We start from the raw sequence: 17,388 nt of genomic DNA, 5'->3' as shown, positions 1-17,388 counted from the left end.
GGTCCACGTACAGGAGTTCCGGTGACGCAGAGCCGACAGGGTGACGAGCCGCAGCTTCCGGCTGTGCGGCCCGCGCACGAGGGTGTCGTGCTGCCCGCCGACGGAAGCGGCCCCCGCGCCGGGGGGCCGCTCCCCGCGCCTCCTGGAGGCCGGCCCTGGGACCAGCCGTGGGGTCCGCAGAGCCAGGCACCCCAGGGACCGACGGGCGCTCCCGCGCAGGGCCCGGCCACCTTCGGCCGTCCGCTGCCGCCGGAGAACGGCGGCCACGACTCGGACGCGACGCAGTACATAGCCCCCGTGCCGCCCCCCTCGGCCGGCGACGCCACCCAGTACCTGGCCCCCGTCCCGCCCGCGCCCCCGGCAGGCGGCGACTCCGAGGCCACCCAGTACATCGCCCCCGTGCCCGGCGGGCCCGGCCCCCTCGGCAACGAGGCCACCCAGTACCTCGCCCCGATGCCCGGCGGGCCCGGCAGCTCCGACGGCTTCGGCGGCTCCGGCAGCTTCGGCAGTGAGGCCACCCAGTACCTGGCGCCCGTCGCGGGCGGCCCCGGCGCGCTGCCGCCCGAGCACGGCGGCGGTGAGCCGGACCGTTTCCCCGGCCCGCGGGGCGGCGCCCGGGACTCCGGCTCCGACGCCGACCCCACCCAGTTCCTGCCCCCGGTGCCCCCGGCCCCGCAGGACGCCCCGTACGGAATACGGCCGGGCGCGCCGGGCGACCGGCAGCCCCCCGCCGAGTTCGACAGCCTCTTCCGCGCCGACGGGACGCCCCAACAGGACACCGGCGCGGCCCAGTTGCCCCGCTTCCAGCCCTCCGTGCCGCTGAACCGGCCGCAGCAGCAGGCCCCGTACCAGCAGCCCCCGTACCAGCAGCCGGGCGCCCCCGCCGGCCAGTTCCAGACGCCGCCCCCCCATCAGGAGCCCCCGGCCCCGCAGTCCGGTTACGAACCGGAGCCGCCGCGCCGCAAGTCGCCGCTGGGGGTCATCGCCGCCGTGGTGGTGGGCTGCGCGGTGATCGGGCTCGGCGCGGGCGCGCTGCTCAGCGGCGGCGGCGACACGAAGGACGACCAGCAGCCCGCGGGCGTCAGCTCGCCCGCCACTCCCGGCAGCGGCGACGGCAAGAAGGAGCCCGACGCCGACCCCGCCAAGGCGCAGGCCGAGGCGCTCGACAAGCTGCTCGCCGACAGCGGCAGCAGCCGCGACGCGGTGATCGGCGCGGTCGCCGAGATCCGCGCGTGCGACAAGCTCGACCAGGCGGCGAGCGCGCTGCGCGGCGCCGCCAAGCAGCGCGGCGACCTGGTGACCCGGCTCGGCGCCCTCTCCCTCGACAAGCTGCCCGAACACGACCGGCTGGCCGGCTCCCTCGCCAAGGCGTGGCAGTCCTCGGCGTCCGCCGACAACCACTACGCGGCCTGGGCCGACGCGGTGGCCGGCGACAAGGGCAAGAACTGCAAGGACGGCCACGCCAAGCGCACCAAGGACGCCGGCCAGGGCGACAAGGCGAGCGGCGAGGCGACCAAGTCCAAGCAGGAGGCCTCCGGCCTGTGGAACGCGATCGCCACGAAGTACGGGCTCACCCGGCGCGCGGCCACCCAACTCTGAGCCCCGCCACGCGCGCCCGGGGCTCCGGCCCCGGTGCCCACTCAGCTCCGAGCCCCACCGTGCGCGCCCGGGGCTCCGCACCCGGTGGTCTCAGCCGTTGGCCGCCGAGGTCTCCAGGGTCGAACTCACGTCGGTGAAGCCCTTGTTGGGGGAGACCAGGCGGCCCTCGCGGACCACCTGGAAGGTGACCTGGCGGTTCACCACCCGCGGGAAGTCCGGGGCCGCCAGCATGTCCTCGAAGCGCCAGCGGAGTTCGGGGGTGAGGCCCCCGGTGTTCACGCTCACCCCGTTGTTCAGGCTGCGCACTATGTCCACGGCCCGGACGGAGTCCTGGTCGAGGGACTCCACCACCCGCTTCAGGACCGTGTACGCGATCCACGTGGTCTGCACGCCGGCGTCGGCCGCGTCGATCGCGTTGTCCCCGAAGGCCTGCTCGCTGATGACCTTCTTCATCGGGTTCCAGCGCGGATCGTCGGCCACCGGGTACCAGCCGGTGACGTAGGCGCCCTCGAAGGGGCCGTCCTTGCCGCCGGTGCGGTCGATGAGCGGCTGCCCGACCGAGCCGATCACGGAGGCCACCTTCACCTTCTGCTGGTCGCTCTCGACCCGCCGGAAGGAGTCGAAGAAGGTCTCGGTGCGGTCCCCGAGGACCGCCGTCACACAGCCCTTGTCCGCCTTCTGCTGCGCCACCTTCGCCCCGATGCGCCCCACCAGCGCGGGATCGGCCCCGGCACCGGCGAGCGCGCGGCGGGCCTCGCCGGTGTAGTCGCCGGCGTCCTCGGCGGTGCGGATGTCGGCGACGGGGGCCCGGTGCGCGGCGCGCAGGCCCGCGTTGAGGACGGTGGGCAGGACGTCGCCCGCGATGGTGTCGGGCCGTACCAGGGAGACCTGGTCGCAGGTCTGTGCCAGCTGCCGGCCGCTGCCCGCGATCAGGGCGGCCTGGCCGCCGTTGACGGGGTAGGACAGCGGGCTGGTGAACTCCCGGTCGGCTATGCCGTATCCGCCGAGATAGGGGATGCCGGCCACTTCCAGCGGTGCCAGGAAGGCGCTTCCGTACTGGCTGTAGGAGCCGACGACGGCGACCGCCTTCTCCTTCACCGCCCGGCGCGCGCAGTCCGACGCCCCGGCCGGGGTGTTGTGCTCGTTGCAGGTCAGCACGTTGAGTTCGTGGCCGCCGAGGCCGCCGCTCGCGTTGACCCAGCGGGCGAAGGCCTTCGCCAGCGCGGGCATGCCCGGCGTGTTGGTGGCGGAGGTGCCCTCCGGCGCCCACGTCATGACGGTGATGGGCTCCCTGGAGCCCCCCGCGACTCCAGGGAGTACACCGCAGCCGGTCAACAGAGCGGCGCCCACCGCCGAACACGCGGCGAACACGGTGGCCGTCGTGCTGATCGAACTGATCGAGCGGCGGGGCCGGGTCGAGCCCCGGGGACGCTGCCCTCCGTAACCGGTCATGTGCGCACACCCTGCCGCCCCACGGGTAACGGAAGAGTGTGCACACCTCACCGCAGGGTGACGCCGGGGTGAATTGCGGGGGCCGCTCGGGCCGCCGCGGAGGGGAACGTACGATCGCCAGCGTGCAGCAAGGTTCAGCAAGCCCTTCCCGTCGCGGCCGTCGCTCCTCCACCATGGGCGGCATGCCGTTGAATGACATGCCGTGGTGGCGCTGGCGTACGAACGTACGGTCCGCGCTGCACATGCTCTCCGACCCCGTCTTCCACGAGGAGACCTGGGCGGCAGGACACGAGGGGTTCGGCGACGTCACCGACGCCGTGTACCGGCTCGTCGAGGACACCTGGCTGGACAACTGGTCGGCCGAGAAGTACGTCGGCACGATCTTCCGCGACTCCGGCGAGGCGGCCCTGGTGGACGTCGCCGTGCTGCGGGTGCTGCGCATCATGCACCAGGTCGGCGCCGACGCCCCCGTCTCCGCCTACCTCGCCCACCACGCCTGGCCCGAGGCCGTGCGGGCCGCGCGCGAGGCCCATGTGCGGCTCGCCCAGAGCGACGGCGAGGACCCGGACGCACCGCCGCGCTCCCTCGAAGTGCTGCGGATCATGACCCGCTCGGCCTGAGGTCCGGATCCTGGGCCGGGAGCCGTCGCGGCACCCGGTTGTGGCATCCTGCCTGGATGACCGACCAGTACGTCCTCACGCTCTCCTGTCCGGACAAACAGGGCATCGTGCATGCCGTGTCGAGCTATCTGTTCATCACGGGCTGCAACATCGAGGACAGTCAGCAGTTCGGGGACCGCGACACCGGGCTCTTCTTCATGCGGGTGCACTTCTCGGCGGAGGCCCCGGTCACCGTCGACAAACTGCGCGCCAGCTTCGCGGCGGTCGGCGACTCCTTCCAGATGGACTGGCAGATCCACCGCCCCGAGGAGCGGATGCGGATCGTCCTGATGGTGTCCAGGTTCGGGCACTGCCTCAACGACCTGCTCTTCCGCTCCCGCTCCGGCGCGCTGCCGGTGGAGATCGCGGCGGTCGTCTCCAACCACACCGACTTCGCCGAACTCGTCGCCTCCTACGGGGTGCCCTTCCACCACATCCCGGTCACCAAGGACACCAAGGCCGCGGCCGAGGCGCGCCTGCTGGAGCTGGTGCGCGAGGAGCGGGTCGAACTGGTCGTGCTCGCCCGGTACATGCAGGTCCTCTCGGACGACCTGTGCAAGGAGCTCAGCGGGCGGATCATCAACATCCACCACTCGTTCCTGCCGAGCTTCAAGGGCGCCAAGCCCTACCACCAGGCGCACGCGCGCGGCGTGAAGCTGATCGGCGCGACCGCCCACTACGTGACGGCCGACCTCGACGAGGGGCCGATCATCGAGCAGGAGGTGGAGCGCGTCGGGCACGACGTCACGCCCGACCAGCTCGTCGCGATCGGCCGGGACGTCGAGTGCCAGGCGCTCGCCCGGGCCGTCAAGTGGCATGCGGAGCACCGCATCCTGCTCAACGGCCGCCGCACCGTCGTCTTCGCCTAGACGGGCGGGGCGGCCCTCGCCGGCGCGCCCCGGCGAGGGCGAGGCGGGCTCACCGTCTGCTCGGTGCGTCACAGCGCCGCTCACTGCGTCGCCGTCTGCTCAGTGCGTCACAGTCTGCTCAGTGAGGCGGCCGCGAACAGGACGTCGCTGATGGCCTCGCGGTCGCCGAGCTGGCCGACGGCCGCCTCCTCGGGCGGCACATGGCCGGCCGCCAGTTTGCAGAACTCCACGCCGTCTAGGGCCACATGGGCCACCTCGTGCTCGGGAGAGGCGACGGCGGCCGGCGAGTCCAGCGCGATGTGCCAGTCCCCGCCGCCCGCGCCCTCGATCTCCAGGCGCAGCGAACGCCCGGGGGAGCCCGCCGTGACCAGGCCGCGCGCCGGAGAGGCGAGACCGGCCCGGCGCCGGTCGGCGAGCGCCGCGGGCAGGATGCGGGCCGCCAGGTCGATCATGTCGTGCAGATGGGCGCCGGACGGCGGCTCGTACGGATAGTCCACCGCGTCCGCGATGTCACCCGCGTGGATCCAGCACTCGAAGGCCCGGTCGAGCATCGCGTCCTGCAAGGACAGCGCGAACTCGCCGTAGGGGACGGCCAGTTCGGCGACGCCGCCGCCCGCGAACGACACCGTGCGGATCAGGGTGTGGGACTGCTCGCGCCACGGTTCGCGGACCGTGCGGGTCAGCGGGTACGGACCGGCCCGCCACAGCGCCTCGGTGCGCGCCGTCGGGCCGCCCGCCGCGTCCGCCGCGTCGAGTGGTACCGGCTCGTCGAGACCGAGCGCGGTCGCCACGAGCGCGTCGACCGCCATCAGGTGCCCGATGACCCCGGCGACCGTGGTGCGCCGATCGGCCGGGCGCCGCCCGTCGAACCACTTCAGGCGCACCGGGGCGTGCCACTCGGCGTCCCCGAAGTCGTTGAGCAGCGCGTCGAGCCGGGCGGTCTCGGCGTCGTACGGGGCGGCCCAGGCCGGCACCGGGATGCGGGCCGGGCGCCGCAGCAGGCAGTTCTCCAGGACGCGGGCGCGCAGCATCGGATCCAGGTCGAGGCTGCGCTCGGTCTGGAGCAGGCCCACCGCGTCCCGCAGCCGCAGCGCCTCGTCGGCGCAGGGCGCGCACTCGGTGAGGTGCGCCTCGACGGCGTCGGTCTCCTCGGTGGAGCACGCGGCCAGGGCCCAGGCGCCGAGCAGCGACTTGAGCACGGTGTGCGAGGGCGGCTCGGCGAGCGGCGGGGGCGGGGTCGTGTGCGGATCGGCTTCGGGCACCGTGGCTTCCGGCTCTGCTGACGGCGGTATGGGTTCGGGGTCCGGCGCGCGGAAACGGTTGCCCTCGCGGGGCCCCGGCACGAAGGCGGCGGACCCGTGCGCGAGGTCGTCGCCGGCCGCGCGCGGCGCGGGTATGCGCGGGGTGTTCCCGTCGTCGGGCGCCGGCTCGCCCTGCTCCATGGGCCCGGTCACACGGCCCGTCCGTATCCGGGCGGTGCGGCTCCCTCCGGCGGCCGGATGTTGGCCGAGGAGAGCAGTTGCAGGCCGAGCCGCAGGCGCCGGCGCGCCTCGTCCTCGGTGATGCTGAGGTCGGCCGCGGCCTGCCGGTAGTCACGGCGCTGGAAGTAGGCCAGCTCCAGGGCGGCGCGCAGCGGGGCCGGCATCGACGTCACGATGTAGTCGGCGCGGGCGGCGGCCGAGGCCCGCCGCACCTTCAGCTCCAGCTCCTCGGTGGAGCCGCCGCCGTTCTCCGCGTGCGCGGACGTCTCGTCCTGGCGCAGCCGCTGCACGGCCTGGCGCTGGGTGAGCTTGGCGACCCAGGAGCGCAGGGAGCCCTGCTTGGGGTCGTAGGCGTCCGGGTTCTCCCAGACGTAGCCGAAGACCTCGCGGGTGATGTGGTCGGCCGCCGCCTCGTCGCCGAGCACGCGGTGGGCGAGGCCGTGCACCAGCGAGGCGAACCGGTCGTACAGCTCGCCGAGGGCGGCGGCCTCGCCGCGTGCCAGCCGCTGCTGCATCCGGCGGTCCCACCGCGGTGGTGCGTCCTTCGGCATGGGCTCCCCCACCCTGTCGTTCCCCGTGTGTGCCCCTGTGCGCCCGTCTCTGCGTATCTACGAATGTAATGCGACGGGCTGACAATGCACGGAGGTTTGCACCAAGTGCGCCCCCGAAGGGCCGTCGGATGATAAGGGCGGTGTTTCGCGAGGGTCGGCATGGGCAGCCGCGCAGGATGGGGGCACGGCAGCACAGAGAGGGACCGGTGGCGTGACGCTGAGGGTGGACGAGTCCGAGCAGGGCGCGTGGACGGTGCTGCGGGTGAGCGGTGAGCTGGATCTGGTCACCTCGCCGCACCTGCGGCGCCAGGTGCACGAGGCGGTGGCCGAGGGCCGGCGGGACCTGGTCCTCGACCTGTCGGGGGTGCTGTTCTGCGATTCGAGCGGGGTCGGCGTGCTGATCGCGGCCCGCCGTCTGATGCGTTCCTGCCAGGGCAGGCTGCGCCTGATCCTGCCCGCGCGCGGCGCCCTGGACGGCAGCCATGTCAACAAGGTGCTGGCCGCGCTCGGCGTGCGCCGGCTCTTCGCGGTGTACGGGGACGTGGGTTCGGCCGCCGACGACCTGGCCGAGCCCCTCTCCGCCTAGCGTGCGCCCCCCGGCCCCGCGACGTCCCCCGCGCGGCCCCTCCTCGGCGTAACCCCCTCGCACGGGCCGCGCGAGTCGTACGCTCCCGGCATGGACAGGATGAACAGTCCCGAGAGCGCCGAGTACGAGCGCGAGGTGGCCGCCCGGTTCGCCTCCTTCGACCAGGACGGCAACGGCTGGATCGACCGCGAGGACTTCTCGACCGCGGCCGCCGCCCTGCTCGCCGAGTTCGACACGACCGCCCGCTGCGACAAGGGGCAGGCCCTGTACGGCGGCGCGGAGGCGCTGTGGCAGGGCCTGGCCGGGATCGCGGACGTGGACGGCGACCAGCGGGTGACCCGGCAGGAGTTCGTGGGCGGCGCGCTCAAACGCCTGCGGGACCGCACGAGGGGCTTCACCGAGATCGCCCGCCCGTTCCTGCACGCCGCGTTCGCGGTCGCCGACACCTCCGGCGAGGGCACGCTCTCGCTGCCCGACGCCGAGCGCGCGCTGCGGGCGCTCGGCGTCTCGCCCGGCCTCGCGGCCGACGCCGCCGCGGCCCTCGACCGGGACGCCGACGGCCGCATCACCGAACCGGACGCGCTGGCCGCCTTCGCCGCCTACTTCACGACGATGACATAGCCCCTCGCACGGACCGAGGTACGGTCCGTGCCCGTGCCGTTCAGTGCCAGTTCCAGTCGATCAGGGTCCGCAGGGTGTCCGCGTGGAAGTCGGGGAAGTCCATGGGGACGACGCCCAGATGGGTCCGCTCGGTCAGGCGGGCCCGCAGATAGCTCTGCACGCCGGGCATGATCGCGTCCGCGTTGACCTTGGGCCAGCCGCCGCCCGCGTAACTGGTGAAGTTGATGTAGAGCTGCGCGGAGTCCTGGTCGTAGAAGGCGTTGTCGAACTGCTGGGTCACCTTGGCCGTCTTCTTCGACGGCCAGGACAGGCCCTGGTAGACGTCCTGGAGCTTGATGTACTGGTTGGACAGGAAGTCGTTGTCGCCGCCGGGCCACTGGAGCACCGGCCAGTCGTTGTCGAACTGGGCGATCAGCACGATCTTTCCGCGGGCCTCGCCGAGCGTGGGCACCCGGTCGGTCAGCAGGAAGCGCGAGCGCCAGCCCTTCTGGTCGAGGTACACGTTCAGGACGTTCTTGAAGTTCGCGCCGACGTCGTTGCGGGTCCCGTTCTCCTTCTTCAGCCGCATCAGCAGGACTTCGCCCGGGTGGCTGTCCAGGAAGGCGGCGCTCTGGAGGAGTACGTCGCCGAAGGTCATGCCCTGGTAGAAGGCGGCGTGGTAGATGCCGAACGCGTCGCCGAGATGGCCTTCGAGTCCGTTGGCGCGGATGTCGAAGAACCGCACGCCCTGCTGCAACTGCTGGGTCAGGCCCCAGTTCTGGGTGTGCGACCACTCGGTGCCGTTGTTCGGGTCGGTGCAGCACGAATCGTGGGTGCCGGGGATCGTCATGCGCAACAGGGAGCGGCTGTCGGGCAGCGCCGCCATCCAGTTCGCCGGGTCGGCGCTCGCCGGGCGCACGGCGGCGTGCGCGGTGGCCGGGACGAGCGCGGCGGGGGCGAGCGTGGTCGCGGTGACGGCGGCGGCGCCGAGTATGAGCCGTCTGCGGGAGAGGTCCATCGGTCACGTCCTCGTGGGGTGATGGCGGGTGGGTGGCCCCGGGGTCATGCCCCGCCGAACCGCTCGCGCAACTTGTATTTCAGGACCTTCCGCAGCGCCTCGTTCCTCGGCAGCGCCTCCACCACCTCCAGGCGCTCGGGCAGCTTGTGCACCGAAAGCCCCTGTGCCCGCAGATGGGAGGTGATGTCATCCAGCGTCAACTCCGCTGCCCCCGAAGGCTGTTCGACCACCGCGCACACCAGCTCGCCGCGCTCGGCGTCGGGCAGGCCGATGACGGCGGCGTCACCGACCGCGGGGTGGGTGTGGAGCAGGTCCTCGATCTCCTTGGCGGAGATGTTCTCGCCCTTGCGGATGATGATGTCCTTGATCCGCCCGGTGAGGACGAGGTGCCCGGACTCCTTGAGGTGGCCCACGTCGCCGGTGACGAGGAAGCCGTCGGCGTCGAAGACGGCCTTCGACTGGACGGGGTCGAGATAGCCCCGGCACACCGCCTCGCCGCGCAGCCGCACCTCGCCGTCCACGCCGGGGCCGAGCGGGGTGCCCGACGCGTCGGTGACGCGGATCTCCATGCCGGCCGGCGGGCGGCCCTCGGTGGTCGCCAGGTTCTCGGCGGTGTCGTCCGGGGCGCCCATCGTGATCATCGGCACCTCCGTCATGCCGTAGCCGTGGGTGAGCTGGACGCCCATCTCGCGGACGACCGCGTGATAGAGCTCGGGCGGCTTGGGCGCGCCGCCGCCGGCGAGCAGCCGCAGGGTGGGGACGACCTTCGCGCCGGGCGCCTTGCGCTGCTCGGCCAGGAACATCGAGTAGAACGCGGTCGAGCCGCCGGCCACCGTCACGCCGTGACGCCGGTACTCGGCGAGCGCGTCCGGGAGGGCGAAGTGCTCGAACATCACGGCGGGGAACCCGTAGAGGAGCAGCATGACCGTGTAGTCGGGGCCCGCTATGTGGGCGAAGGGGAACGCCATCGAACCCACGTCGGCCGCGGACAGGTGCAGGGCGTGCGCCAGGCAGGAGCCGCCCGCGATCAGTGAACGGTCGGTGTGCAGCACGCCCTTGGGGTCGGAGGTGGTGCCGGAGGTCCAATAGATCCAGCGCACCGAGGTGCCGTCCCGGGGCGGCGGCGGCAGCAACTCCGGCTCGCCGTCCGGCAGTTCCCCGTACGCCTCGAAAACACCGCGGGCGCCGAGCCGCCGGGCCATCGCGGTGTGGTCGTGACCGCGCCAGGTGCCGGGCACCGCGAAGAACTCGGCCTGGGAGGCGCGCAGCGCGAAGCCCACCTCGCGGTCCCGGTAGAAGGGGATCACGGGCGACTGGACGGCGCCGAGCCGGGCCAGCGCGAACGACAGGACGGCCGTCTCGATGCGGGTCGGCAGCTGCCAGGCGACCACCGTGCCGGGCCGCACCCCCCTCCCGTACAGGCCCGCCGCGACGCGCTCGCAGCGTTCGCGCAGGGCGCCGAAGGTGAGGACGCGGTCGCCCTGGAGGAGGACCGGGCGGTCCGGGGTCAGCTCGGCGCGGCGTTCGATCAGCTCCCAGAGCGTGCGCGAGGAGGCCAGTGCGTGTGGGGTGCCGGTCATGCCGAACCTCCGAACTGACGGGCTGTCAGATATGGCGCAGAGCGTAGGCCCCCGCTCCTTGCTGGTCCAGGGGTGCGCGGCTAGCCTGCCATCTGACGGAGCATCAGATGTGTGGAGGGGACCCATGACCGAACTGCCGCGGATCGTCAGCGTGGACGACCATGTGATCGAGCCGGCCCATCTCTTCGACGTCTGGCTGCCCGCCAAGTACCGCGAGCGCGGCCCCCGGCCGCTCACCGCGGGCATCGGCGAACTGGCGTACGTGGCGGGCAAGTACCGGATCACCATGGACCCCGACGGGCCGCCCGCCGACTGGTGGATCTACGAGGACCTGAAGTTCCCGTACAAGCGCAACATCGCCGCCGTCGGCTTCGACCGGGACGACATGACCCTGGAGGGCATCACCCGCGCCGAGATGCGCCGCGGCTGCTGGGACCCCAAGGCGCGCCTGGACGACATGGACCTCAACCACGTCGAGGCCTCGCTCTGCTTCCCCACCTTCCCGCGCTTTTGCGGCCAGACCTTCGCCGAGGCCCATGACAAGGAGGTCGCGCTCGCCTGTGTACGCGCGTACAACGACTGGATGGTGGAGGAGTGGTGCGGCGACAGCGGGGGCCGGCTCATCCCGCTGTGCATCATCCCGCTGTGGGACATCGACCTCGCCGTCGCCGAGATCCGGCGCAACGCGGCGCGCGGGGTGCGCGCGGTGACGTTCTCCGAGATCCCCACCCACCTCGGCCTGCCGTCCATCCACTCCGGGTACTGGGACCCGTTCTTCGCGGTGTGCCAGGAGACCGGCACCGTCGTCAACATGCACATCGGCAGCAGCTCGCAGATGCCGGCCGCCTCGCCCGACGCGCCGCCGGCCGTCCAGGCGTCGCTGAGCTTCAACAACGCGATGGCCTCGATGATGGACTTCCTGTTCAGCGGCGTCCTCGTCAAGTTCCCCACCCTCAAACTCGCCTACAGCGAGGGCCAGATGGGCTGGATCCCGTACGCCCTCGAGCGGGCCGACGACGTGTGGGAGGAGCACCGGGCCTGGGGCGGGGTGCGCGATCTGATCCCCGAGCCGCCGTCCACGTACTACTACCGGCAGATCTTCTGCTGCTTCTTCCGCGACAAGCACGGGGTGGCGTCCCTCGACGTGGTCGGCCGCGACAACGCCACCTTCGAGACCGACTACCCGCACGTGGACTCGACCTTCCCGCACACCAAGGAGGTCGCGCTCGACCACGTCAAGGGGCTCGACGACGAGACCGTCCACAAACTGATGCGCGGCAACGCCATCCGCATGCTCGGCCTCGACCTCGACCGGGCCCGCTGATGGGCCCGGACCCGCTGGGGGGCCCGGAGCCGCTGACGGGGGAGCGCCGGTGGACCTGACCTACACCGAGGAGGAGGAGGACTTCCGCGCCCGCCTGCGCGCCTGGCTCACCACCGCGCTGCCCCAAGTGCCCCCCAAACCGGATCCGTTGGACTGGACCGCGCGCCGCGCCCACGACACGGCCTGGCAGCGCATGCTGTACGACGCCGGATACGCGGGCCTGCACTGGCCCGAGACGGCCGGAGGCCGGGGGGCCACGCCCACCCAGCACCTCATCTACCTGGAGGAGACCGAACGGGCGGGCGCGCCCTACGTCGGGGCCAACTTCGTCGGACTCCTGCACGCCGGCCCCACCATCGCCGCCGAGGGCACCGCCGCCCAGCGGGAGCGCTGGCTGCCGCCGGTGCTGCGCGGCGACGAGATCTGGTGCCAGGGCTTCAGCGAGCCGGACGCCGGGTCCGACCTCGCGGCGCTGCGCACCCGGGCGGTCCGCGACGGCGACGACTACGTGGTGAGCGGCTCCAAGATCTGGACCTCGCACGCCGAAGTGGCCGACTGGTGCGAGCTGTTGGTGCGCACCGACCCCGGCGCCCCCAAACACCGGGGCATCACCTGGCTGGCCATGCCGATGGACGCGCCCGGCATCACGGTGCGTCCGCTGCGGACCCTGGCCGGGTCGGCCGAGTTCGCCGAGGTGTTCCTCGACGAGGTGCGGATACCGGCCGCCCACCGGGTCGGCGAGGAGAACGACGGCTGGCGGGTCACCATGGTGACGCTGTCCTTCGAACGCGGTACCGCTTTCGTGGGCGAGGTGGTGGCCTGCCGCCGCACCCTCGCCGCACTCGCGGACACCGCGAAGGCGAACGGTAGCTGGGACGACAGCTCGCTGAGGCGTCAACTCGGCCGCCTGAACGCGGAGTTCACGGCGCTGTGGCGGCTCACGCAGTGGAACGTGAGCGAGGCGCAGCGCGCCGGCGGAGTGCCGGGGGTCGGCGGCTCCGTCTTCAAGCTGCGCTATTCGCACGCCCGTCAGGAGCTGTTCGACACCGCGGCCCGCGTACTCGGCCCCGACGCCCTCGACCTGGACCGTGAACCGACCCTGGACCGCCTGTCCTCGCTCGCGTACACCATCGCCGCCGGCACCTCGCAGATCCAGCGGAACATCGTCGCCGAGCGCATCCTCGGCCTGCCCAAGGGGCGCTGATGGACTTCCGACTCACCGACGACCAGCGGGCGTTGCGGGCGGGCATGCGCGACCTGCTCGCGGCACGCTTCGACCGGGACGCGCTGCGCGCCGCCGTCGAGCGGCCCGGGCTCGACCGGGGCCTGTGGCAGGCCCTCGGCAAGGCCGGCTTCTTCGCGCTGCGGCTGCCCGAGGGCGAGGGCGGGGTGGGCCTCGGGCTTCCCGAGGCGGTGCTCGTGTTCGAGGAGGCGGGGCGCGCCCTGCTCCCGGGCCCGCTCGTGGCCACCCACCTGGCGGCCGGCACGGTCGAGGGGGCGGCGGCCGGAGAGACGGTGGTGACCCGTGTGGACGGCCCCCTCGTCAGCTGGCTGGCCGAGGCCGACCACGTCCAGGGGGACGCCTCGAACGCCCGCCCGCTGCGCTCCGTCGACCCCCTGACCCCGCTGCACCGAATCCCGGCGACCCGTACGGCCCACGTCCCCGAGGCCGTGCTGCTGAGCGCCGCCCAGCAGCTCGGCAGCGCGGCCCGCAGCACCGAGCTTGCGGTCCAACACGCCCGGCAGCGCGAGCAGTTCGGGCAGCCGGTGGGGGCCTTCCAGGCGGTCAAGCACCTGTGCGCCGACCTCCTCGTACGGACCGAGGTGGCGCGCGCCGCGGTCTACGCGGCGGCCGTCACGGCCGACCCGGTGGAGATCGCCGGGGCCAAACTGCTCGCCGACGAGGCGGCCGTGCGCGGCGCTCGCGACTGCCTCCAGGTGCACGGCGGGATGGGGTTCACCTGGGAGGCCGATGTGCACCTGCACCTCAAGCGGGCCTGGGTGCGGGCCGAGCAGTGGCAGTCGGCGGACCAGGCGGCCGAGGCGCTCGCCGCGGCGCTCTAGGCGCGGGGGCCCTGGGCGTGGCGGCGGCCGGATGCGGAGGGCGGACGGTCACGGTGCGTCGACATCGGCGGCCCGGCGCAGTCGTCACGAGCCGGAGTCGGCGGCGCTCTCCGGTACTCTCCGTGGGATGCGAGTGGTGGCGTTGCGCGGCTCTCCCGGTGTTGCCAGTACGGCGGCTCCGGGGCCCGGGACGCACACGGCTCGCCCCGCACGGAGGCGTCGTACGCGCTCCCGTTCGGTTTCTCGCAGGATGAGCCGCACAGTATGCACCACGCATACTCCTTCGCGCTGGAATATGCCCGAAGCGCTTGTTGCGGTGACTGTACGTCAACCATGCTGTCTCCCACGGAAATCACGTTCCGTGACCCCGATGGTGGTCCCTGTGAGGCGCGAGGCGATGTGTCCGCCGGTTCGGATGGTGTGAACGGTGCAGGTGCTTCAGGTGCAGTTGGAGGTCGGTCCGGATCCCGCGGAGGTGGGCCGGGCCCGGAAGTGGGCGCGCTCGCGGCTGGCGGGCTGCGGCATAGGGCTCGACGAGCCGGTCGCCGAGACGTTGATCCTGCTGATCTCGGAGCTCGTCACCAACGCCGTGGTGCACACGGGCTGTCCGGCGGTGCTGCGGATGCTGCTCGGCCCGGCCGAGGGCGGCACCGTACGCGTCGAGGTGGCCGATCGCAGCTGCTGTCCGCCCAGACCCCGGCACGCGCAGGGGGACGACACCAACGGGCGCGGGCTCGAACTCGTCGACGGCCTCGCCGACCGCTGGGGCTGGCGGGCCGAGGGCGTGGGCAAGTCCATCTGGTGCGAGGTGGATCGCGGCGCGCCCGGAGCGGCCTGTCCGTCGGAGTTCTCGGAGCTTGCGGGGCACTCGGGGCTCAAGGAGTCCTTGGGGCGCACGGACGGGGCGTACGGGAACGGGGTCTATGAACCCCCGCGCGCCGTCACAAATCCGGCATAACGCCCATACTGCCCAGTGGGTGTTGACGCCCGGTGTCGAGCTGATCACCCTGGGACGAGCGATTCGTCGCGAGGGGACGCCGAGGAACTGCACGCCTCGGCGAGTGCGGGTCGCGGCACGGCGCCGGCTCGATCAGGGCGAGGCCCCTCTCAGGGCACCCGAGGGGCAGAGCCGGCACGTCGATGCCGGGTGGCGGTGGCGGTGGCGCGCTCGGGGCGCGCACACGGCGCCGCCACCCGTGAACCTTGGGGTGTGCGCGGCGCCGCAACCGGTGAACCTCGGGGTGTGCGCGGCGTCGCAACCGGTGAACCTCGGGGCGTGCGACGCCGCCGATGAACTACAGGGCGGGCACAGGAACTACAGGGCGGGCACAGGGCGACGCCGCCCCTGGGGCGGTCCTACAGAACGGCCACCGGGGCCACCGGAGTCCCGGTCGCCCCGACGAACGGCTCGGGCATGGCGCTCAGCCAGAACGCGTACCGCGACTCCTCGGCGCAGGCGGTGGAGAGCTCCTCCAGGTTCCAGTTCTGGCCCTGGAGCATCCCCATCTCCACCAGGTGCAGGGCGTGCACGGGCAGCCAGAGGTCCTCGATCTCGGGCGGGAAGATCTCGAAGGTGAGGGTGTCGTTGGCGACCGCCGCGACGTCCCGCGCGTGGAACCATTCCGGCGTACGCACCGAGAGCCCGGGCGACGGATAGCCGTAGCCGTGCCGGTCCCCGGCGAGGTACGCCCGGATCTGCCCGGTCCGTACGAGCACGACGTCCCCGGCGCGCACGGTGACCCCCGCGAACTCCTCCGCCTCGGCCAGGTCCTCCGGGGTGACCGCGTGGCCCCCGTCGAGACGGTCGAGCCCCTTGGCGCGGGCGACGTCGAGGAGCACCCCGCGCGAGACGACGTGGCCGGGCTTGTCGATGCCGCTGAACTCGGCTCCCCCGTGCGCGGTGACGGTGGCGGCGGGCCGGCCGTTGTAGATCTTCCCCGAGTGCGAGACATGGGTCAGCGCGTCCCAGTGCGTGGCCGCCTGGAGCCCGAAGGTCACCGTGTCGTCGCTGCACGCGACGGTGCCGGGGCCGAAGAGCTCCTGATTGATCTGGACCATGGTGTGCAGCGGGTTGATCCGCCCGGGGATGACGCCGGTCTGCACGCCGTCCTGCCGGAGCGGCACCGCGAGGGGGACGCGTCGACCGGTGCGGATGTGGCCGGCCGCCTGCCTGACCACCTCGTCGGTGACGAGATTGAGGGTGCCCCGCTCGTCGTCGGCCCCCCAACGGCCCCAGTTGTTCACGCGTTTGGCGATTTCATGGAACTCGGGCGGCAGTGACATACCCGTCCCTCCCGGGGGCTTGTGGTGAAGCATCTGACGGGTCATAGAATCTAACGGTCCGTCAGAAACCGCGGGAAGGGGCCGGGCGTGGGGAACTTCTTGGCAGGCAAGGTCATCGCCGTGACGGGGGCCGGCCGGGGCATCGGCCGCGCCGTCGCACTCGCCGCCGCCGCCGAGGGGGCGCGGGTCGTCGTCAACGACTACGGCGTCTCCATCGAGGGCGGCGAACCGAGCAGCGAGATCGCCGACGGGGTCGTGAAGGAGATCGTCGCGGCGGGCGGCGAGGCGGTGGCGGTCGCCGACGACATCTCGACGATGGCGGGCGGGCAGCGCGTCGTGGACACCGCGCTCACCCGGTACGGACGGATCGACGGGGTGGTGTGCGTCGCGGGGATCCTGCGCGAACGGATGCTGTTCAACATGTCCGAACAGGAGTGGGACCCGGTGGTCGCCACGCACCTCAAGGGCACCTTCACGGTGTTCCGGGCGGCCTCGGCGGTGATGCGCAAGCAGGGCTCGGGCACGCTGATCGGCTTCACCAGCGGCAACCACCAGGGGAGCGTGGCGCAGGCCAACTACAGCGCGGCGAAGGGGGGCGTCATCTCCCTGGTGCGCAGCGCCGCGCTCGGGCTGCACAAGTACGGGGTGACGGCGAACGCGGTCGCGCCGGTCGCCCGTACCCGGATGTCGGCGAACGTGCCCATGGAGCTGAAGGAGATCGGCTCGCCCGAGGACGTGGCGGCGCTGGTGGTGTACCTGCTCTCTTCGCGCGCGCGGGACGAGGGGATCACCGGGCAGGTGTACACGATCGCCGGGCCGAAGATCGCGGTGTGGGCGCAGCCGCGGGAGCTTCGGGCGGGGTATGCGGAGGGGGGGTGGACGGCTGAGCGGATCGCGGAGTTTCTGCCGGGGACGGTCGGGGTCGACCCCATGCCCCTGCTGGCCCAGCTCGACGCCATGGCCCAGGCGGCCGCCACCAACACCCGCCCCAACACCTGACCCCCTGGGGGTTGCCCCAGACCCCGGGGGGTTCGCCCACCCACCCGCCCGTGCAGGGGGTTGAAGGGTTCAGCCCCCTGGGGCTCCGCCCCAGACCCCCCGAGGGGCTCCGCCCCTCGAACCCCGCCGGGGGCTGCGCCCCCGGACCCCCCTTTCGCACCTGAACGGCGCTCGTCCTCAATCGCCGGACGGGCTAAGGATGCGCATGCCGGCCCGCACCGGCGCAGTTAGGGGCGCGGGGAACTGCGCGACCAGCCACGCACGGTCCGCAGACGACCGGGGGGTTAGGGGCGCGGGGAACTGCGCAAACCCCGGGCACCCAG

The 17,388-nt window shown here is 72.7% G+C and carries 16 protein-coding genes; 10 read left to right on the top strand and 6 right to left on the bottom strand.

Translation table 11 applies throughout. The features are described 5' to 3' along the window. The first annotated feature begins 21 nt into the window (after positions 1-21). Complete coding sequence (locus ACGF3I_RS25945) at positions 22-1,599, top strand: hypothetical protein (RefSeq protein WP_393135943.1); 1,578 nt, start codon at positions 22-24, stop codon at positions 1,597-1,599. Positions 1,600-1,689: 90 nt separating this feature from the next. On the opposite strand, the gene ACGF3I_RS25940 is transcribed toward ACGF3I_RS25945, so the two are convergent. Continuing rightward, on the bottom strand, positions 1,690-3,051 hold the full coding sequence (locus tag ACGF3I_RS25940) for an ABC transporter substrate-binding protein (protein WP_393135941.1): 1,362 nt from the start codon (positions 3,049-3,051) through the stop codon (positions 1,690-1,692). A gap of 173 nt (positions 3,052-3,224) precedes the next feature. Here ACGF3I_RS25940 and ACGF3I_RS25935 point away from each other — a divergent pair, with 173 nt between their 5' ends. Further along, positions 3,225-3,671 carry a hypothetical protein gene (locus tag ACGF3I_RS25935; RefSeq protein WP_393136045.1) on the top strand — a complete coding sequence of 149 codons (447 nt, stop codon included), beginning with the start codon at positions 3,225-3,227 and terminating at the stop codon, positions 3,669-3,671. A gap of 56 nt (positions 3,672-3,727) precedes the next feature. Beyond that, a complete protein-coding gene (gene purU / locus ACGF3I_RS25930; protein WP_393135939.1) occupies positions 3,728-4,579 on the top strand; it encodes a formyltetrahydrofolate deformylase in 852 nt (283 codons plus the stop codon). Positions 4,580-4,686: 107 nt separating this feature from the next. On the opposite strand, the gene ACGF3I_RS25925 is transcribed toward purU, so the two are convergent. Both ACGF3I_RS25925 and ACGF3I_RS25920 read right to left on the bottom strand, forming a co-directional pair. Then, positions 4,687-6,021, bottom strand: coding sequence for a zf-HC2 domain-containing protein (locus tag ACGF3I_RS25925; protein WP_393136043.1), 1,335 nt, complete (start codon positions 6,019-6,021; stop codon positions 4,687-4,689). An 8-nt stretch (positions 6,022-6,029) separates the two neighbouring features. Then, entirely contained in the window at positions 6,030-6,611 is a 582-nt protein-coding gene (locus ACGF3I_RS25920) for a sigma-70 family RNA polymerase sigma factor (protein WP_393135937.1), read from the bottom strand. 211 nt (positions 6,612-6,822) lie between these two features. Here ACGF3I_RS25920 and ACGF3I_RS25915 point away from each other — a divergent pair, with 211 nt between their 5' ends. Together ACGF3I_RS25915 and ACGF3I_RS25910 are read left to right on the top strand one after the other, a co-directional pair. Next, positions 6,823-7,197, top strand: coding sequence for an STAS domain-containing protein (locus ACGF3I_RS25915; protein WP_393135935.1), 375 nt, complete (start codon positions 6,823-6,825; stop codon positions 7,195-7,197). 90 nt (positions 7,198-7,287) lie between these two features. Continuing rightward, on the top strand, positions 7,288-7,818 hold the full coding sequence (locus tag ACGF3I_RS25910) for an EF-hand domain-containing protein (RefSeq protein ID WP_393135933.1): 531 nt from the start codon (positions 7,288-7,290) through the stop codon (positions 7,816-7,818). A 40-nt stretch (positions 7,819-7,858) separates the two neighbouring features. Here ACGF3I_RS25910 and ACGF3I_RS25905 read toward each other — a convergent pair whose 3' ends face one another. Then, positions 7,859-8,815, bottom strand: a complete 957-nt coding sequence (locus tag ACGF3I_RS25905) for a phosphatidylinositol-specific phospholipase C (protein WP_393135931.1) — start codon at positions 8,813-8,815, stop codon at positions 7,859-7,861. A gap of 44 nt (positions 8,816-8,859) precedes the next feature. Next, a complete protein-coding gene (locus ACGF3I_RS25900) occupies positions 8,860-10,395 on the bottom strand; it encodes a class I adenylate-forming enzyme family protein (RefSeq protein WP_393135929.1) in 1,536 nt (511 codons plus the stop codon). Positions 10,396-10,519: 124 nt separating this feature from the next. On the opposite strand from ACGF3I_RS25900, the gene ACGF3I_RS25895 reads away from it, so the two are divergent. The 4 genes from ACGF3I_RS25895 to ACGF3I_RS25880 all read left to right on the top strand — a co-directional run bounded on the left by ACGF3I_RS25895 (position 10,520) and on the right by ACGF3I_RS25880 (position 14,741). Then, complete coding sequence (locus ACGF3I_RS25895) at positions 10,520-11,719, top strand: amidohydrolase family protein (protein ID WP_393135927.1); 1,200 nt, start codon at positions 10,520-10,522, stop codon at positions 11,717-11,719. A gap of 49 nt (positions 11,720-11,768) precedes the next feature. Further along, entirely contained in the window at positions 11,769-12,923 is a 1,155-nt protein-coding gene (locus ACGF3I_RS25890) for an acyl-CoA dehydrogenase family protein (RefSeq protein WP_393135925.1), read from the top strand. Further along, on the top strand, positions 12,923-13,783 hold the full coding sequence (locus ACGF3I_RS25885; RefSeq protein WP_393135923.1) for an acyl-CoA dehydrogenase family protein: 861 nt from the start codon (positions 12,923-12,925) through the stop codon (positions 13,781-13,783). The genes ACGF3I_RS25890 and ACGF3I_RS25885 overlap by 1 nt, the downstream gene beginning before the upstream one ends. Before the next feature lie 427 nt (positions 13,784-14,210). Beyond that, positions 14,211-14,741 carry an ATP-binding protein gene (locus ACGF3I_RS25880; RefSeq protein ID WP_393135921.1) on the top strand — a complete coding sequence of 177 codons (531 nt, stop codon included), beginning with the start codon at positions 14,211-14,213 and terminating at the stop codon, positions 14,739-14,741. Between the two features lie 398 nt (positions 14,742-15,139). Here ACGF3I_RS25880 and ACGF3I_RS25875 read toward each other — a convergent pair whose 3' ends face one another. Beyond that, on the bottom strand, positions 15,140-16,066 hold the full coding sequence (locus tag ACGF3I_RS25875) for a cyclase family protein (RefSeq protein ID WP_393135919.1): 927 nt from the start codon (positions 16,064-16,066) through the stop codon (positions 15,140-15,142). Positions 16,067-16,153: 87 nt separating this feature from the next. On the opposite strand from ACGF3I_RS25875, the gene ACGF3I_RS25870 reads away from it, so the two are divergent. After that, entirely contained in the window at positions 16,154-17,065 is a 912-nt protein-coding gene (locus ACGF3I_RS25870; protein WP_393135917.1) for an SDR family NAD(P)-dependent oxidoreductase, read from the top strand. The last annotated feature ends 323 nt before the right edge of the window (positions 17,066-17,388 follow it).

The sequence above is a fragment of the Streptomyces sp. NPDC048111 genome (assembly GCF_043202815.1).
Lineage (GTDB): Bacteria > Actinomycetota > Actinomycetes > Streptomycetales > Streptomycetaceae > Streptomyces.
This window is presented reverse-complemented; position numbering and strand designations above follow the sequence as displayed.

Excerpts from the sequence above, each read along its gene's own strand:
- ACGF3I_RS25925 (WP_393136043.1), bottom strand. The coding sequence starts at position 6,021 with ATGGAGCAGGGCGAGCCGGCGCCCGACGACGGGAACACCCCGCGCATA.
- ACGF3I_RS25895 (WP_393135927.1), top strand. The coding sequence starts at position 10,520 with ATGACCGAACTGCCGCGGATCGTCAGCGTGGACGACCATGTGATCGAG.
- ACGF3I_RS25910 (WP_393135933.1), top strand. The coding sequence starts at position 7,288 with ATGGACAGGATGAACAGTCCCGAGAGCGCCGAGTACGAGCGCGAGGTG.
- ACGF3I_RS25875 (WP_393135919.1), bottom strand. The coding sequence starts at position 16,066 with ATGTCACTGCCGCCCGAGTTCCATGAAATCGCCAAACGCGTGAACAAC.
- purU (WP_393135939.1), top strand. The coding sequence starts at position 3,728 with ATGACCGACCAGTACGTCCTCACGCTCTCCTGTCCGGACAAACAGGGC.
- ACGF3I_RS25935 (WP_393136045.1), top strand. The coding sequence starts at position 3,225 with ATGGGCGGCATGCCGTTGAATGACATGCCGTGGTGGCGCTGGCGTACG.
- ACGF3I_RS25900 (WP_393135929.1), bottom strand. The coding sequence starts at position 10,395 with ATGACCGGCACCCCACACGCACTGGCCTCCTCGCGCACGCTCTGGGAG.
- ACGF3I_RS25920 (WP_393135937.1), bottom strand. The coding sequence starts at position 6,611 with ATGCCGAAGGACGCACCACCGCGGTGGGACCGCCGGATGCAGCAGCGG.
- ACGF3I_RS25905 (WP_393135931.1), bottom strand. The coding sequence starts at position 8,815 with ATGGACCTCTCCCGCAGACGGCTCATACTCGGCGCCGCCGCCGTCACC.
- ACGF3I_RS25885 (WP_393135923.1), top strand. The coding sequence starts at position 12,923 with ATGGACTTCCGACTCACCGACGACCAGCGGGCGTTGCGGGCGGGCATG.
- ACGF3I_RS25940 (WP_393135941.1), bottom strand. The coding sequence starts at position 3,051 with ATGACCGGTTACGGAGGGCAGCGTCCCCGGGGCTCGACCCGGCCCCGC.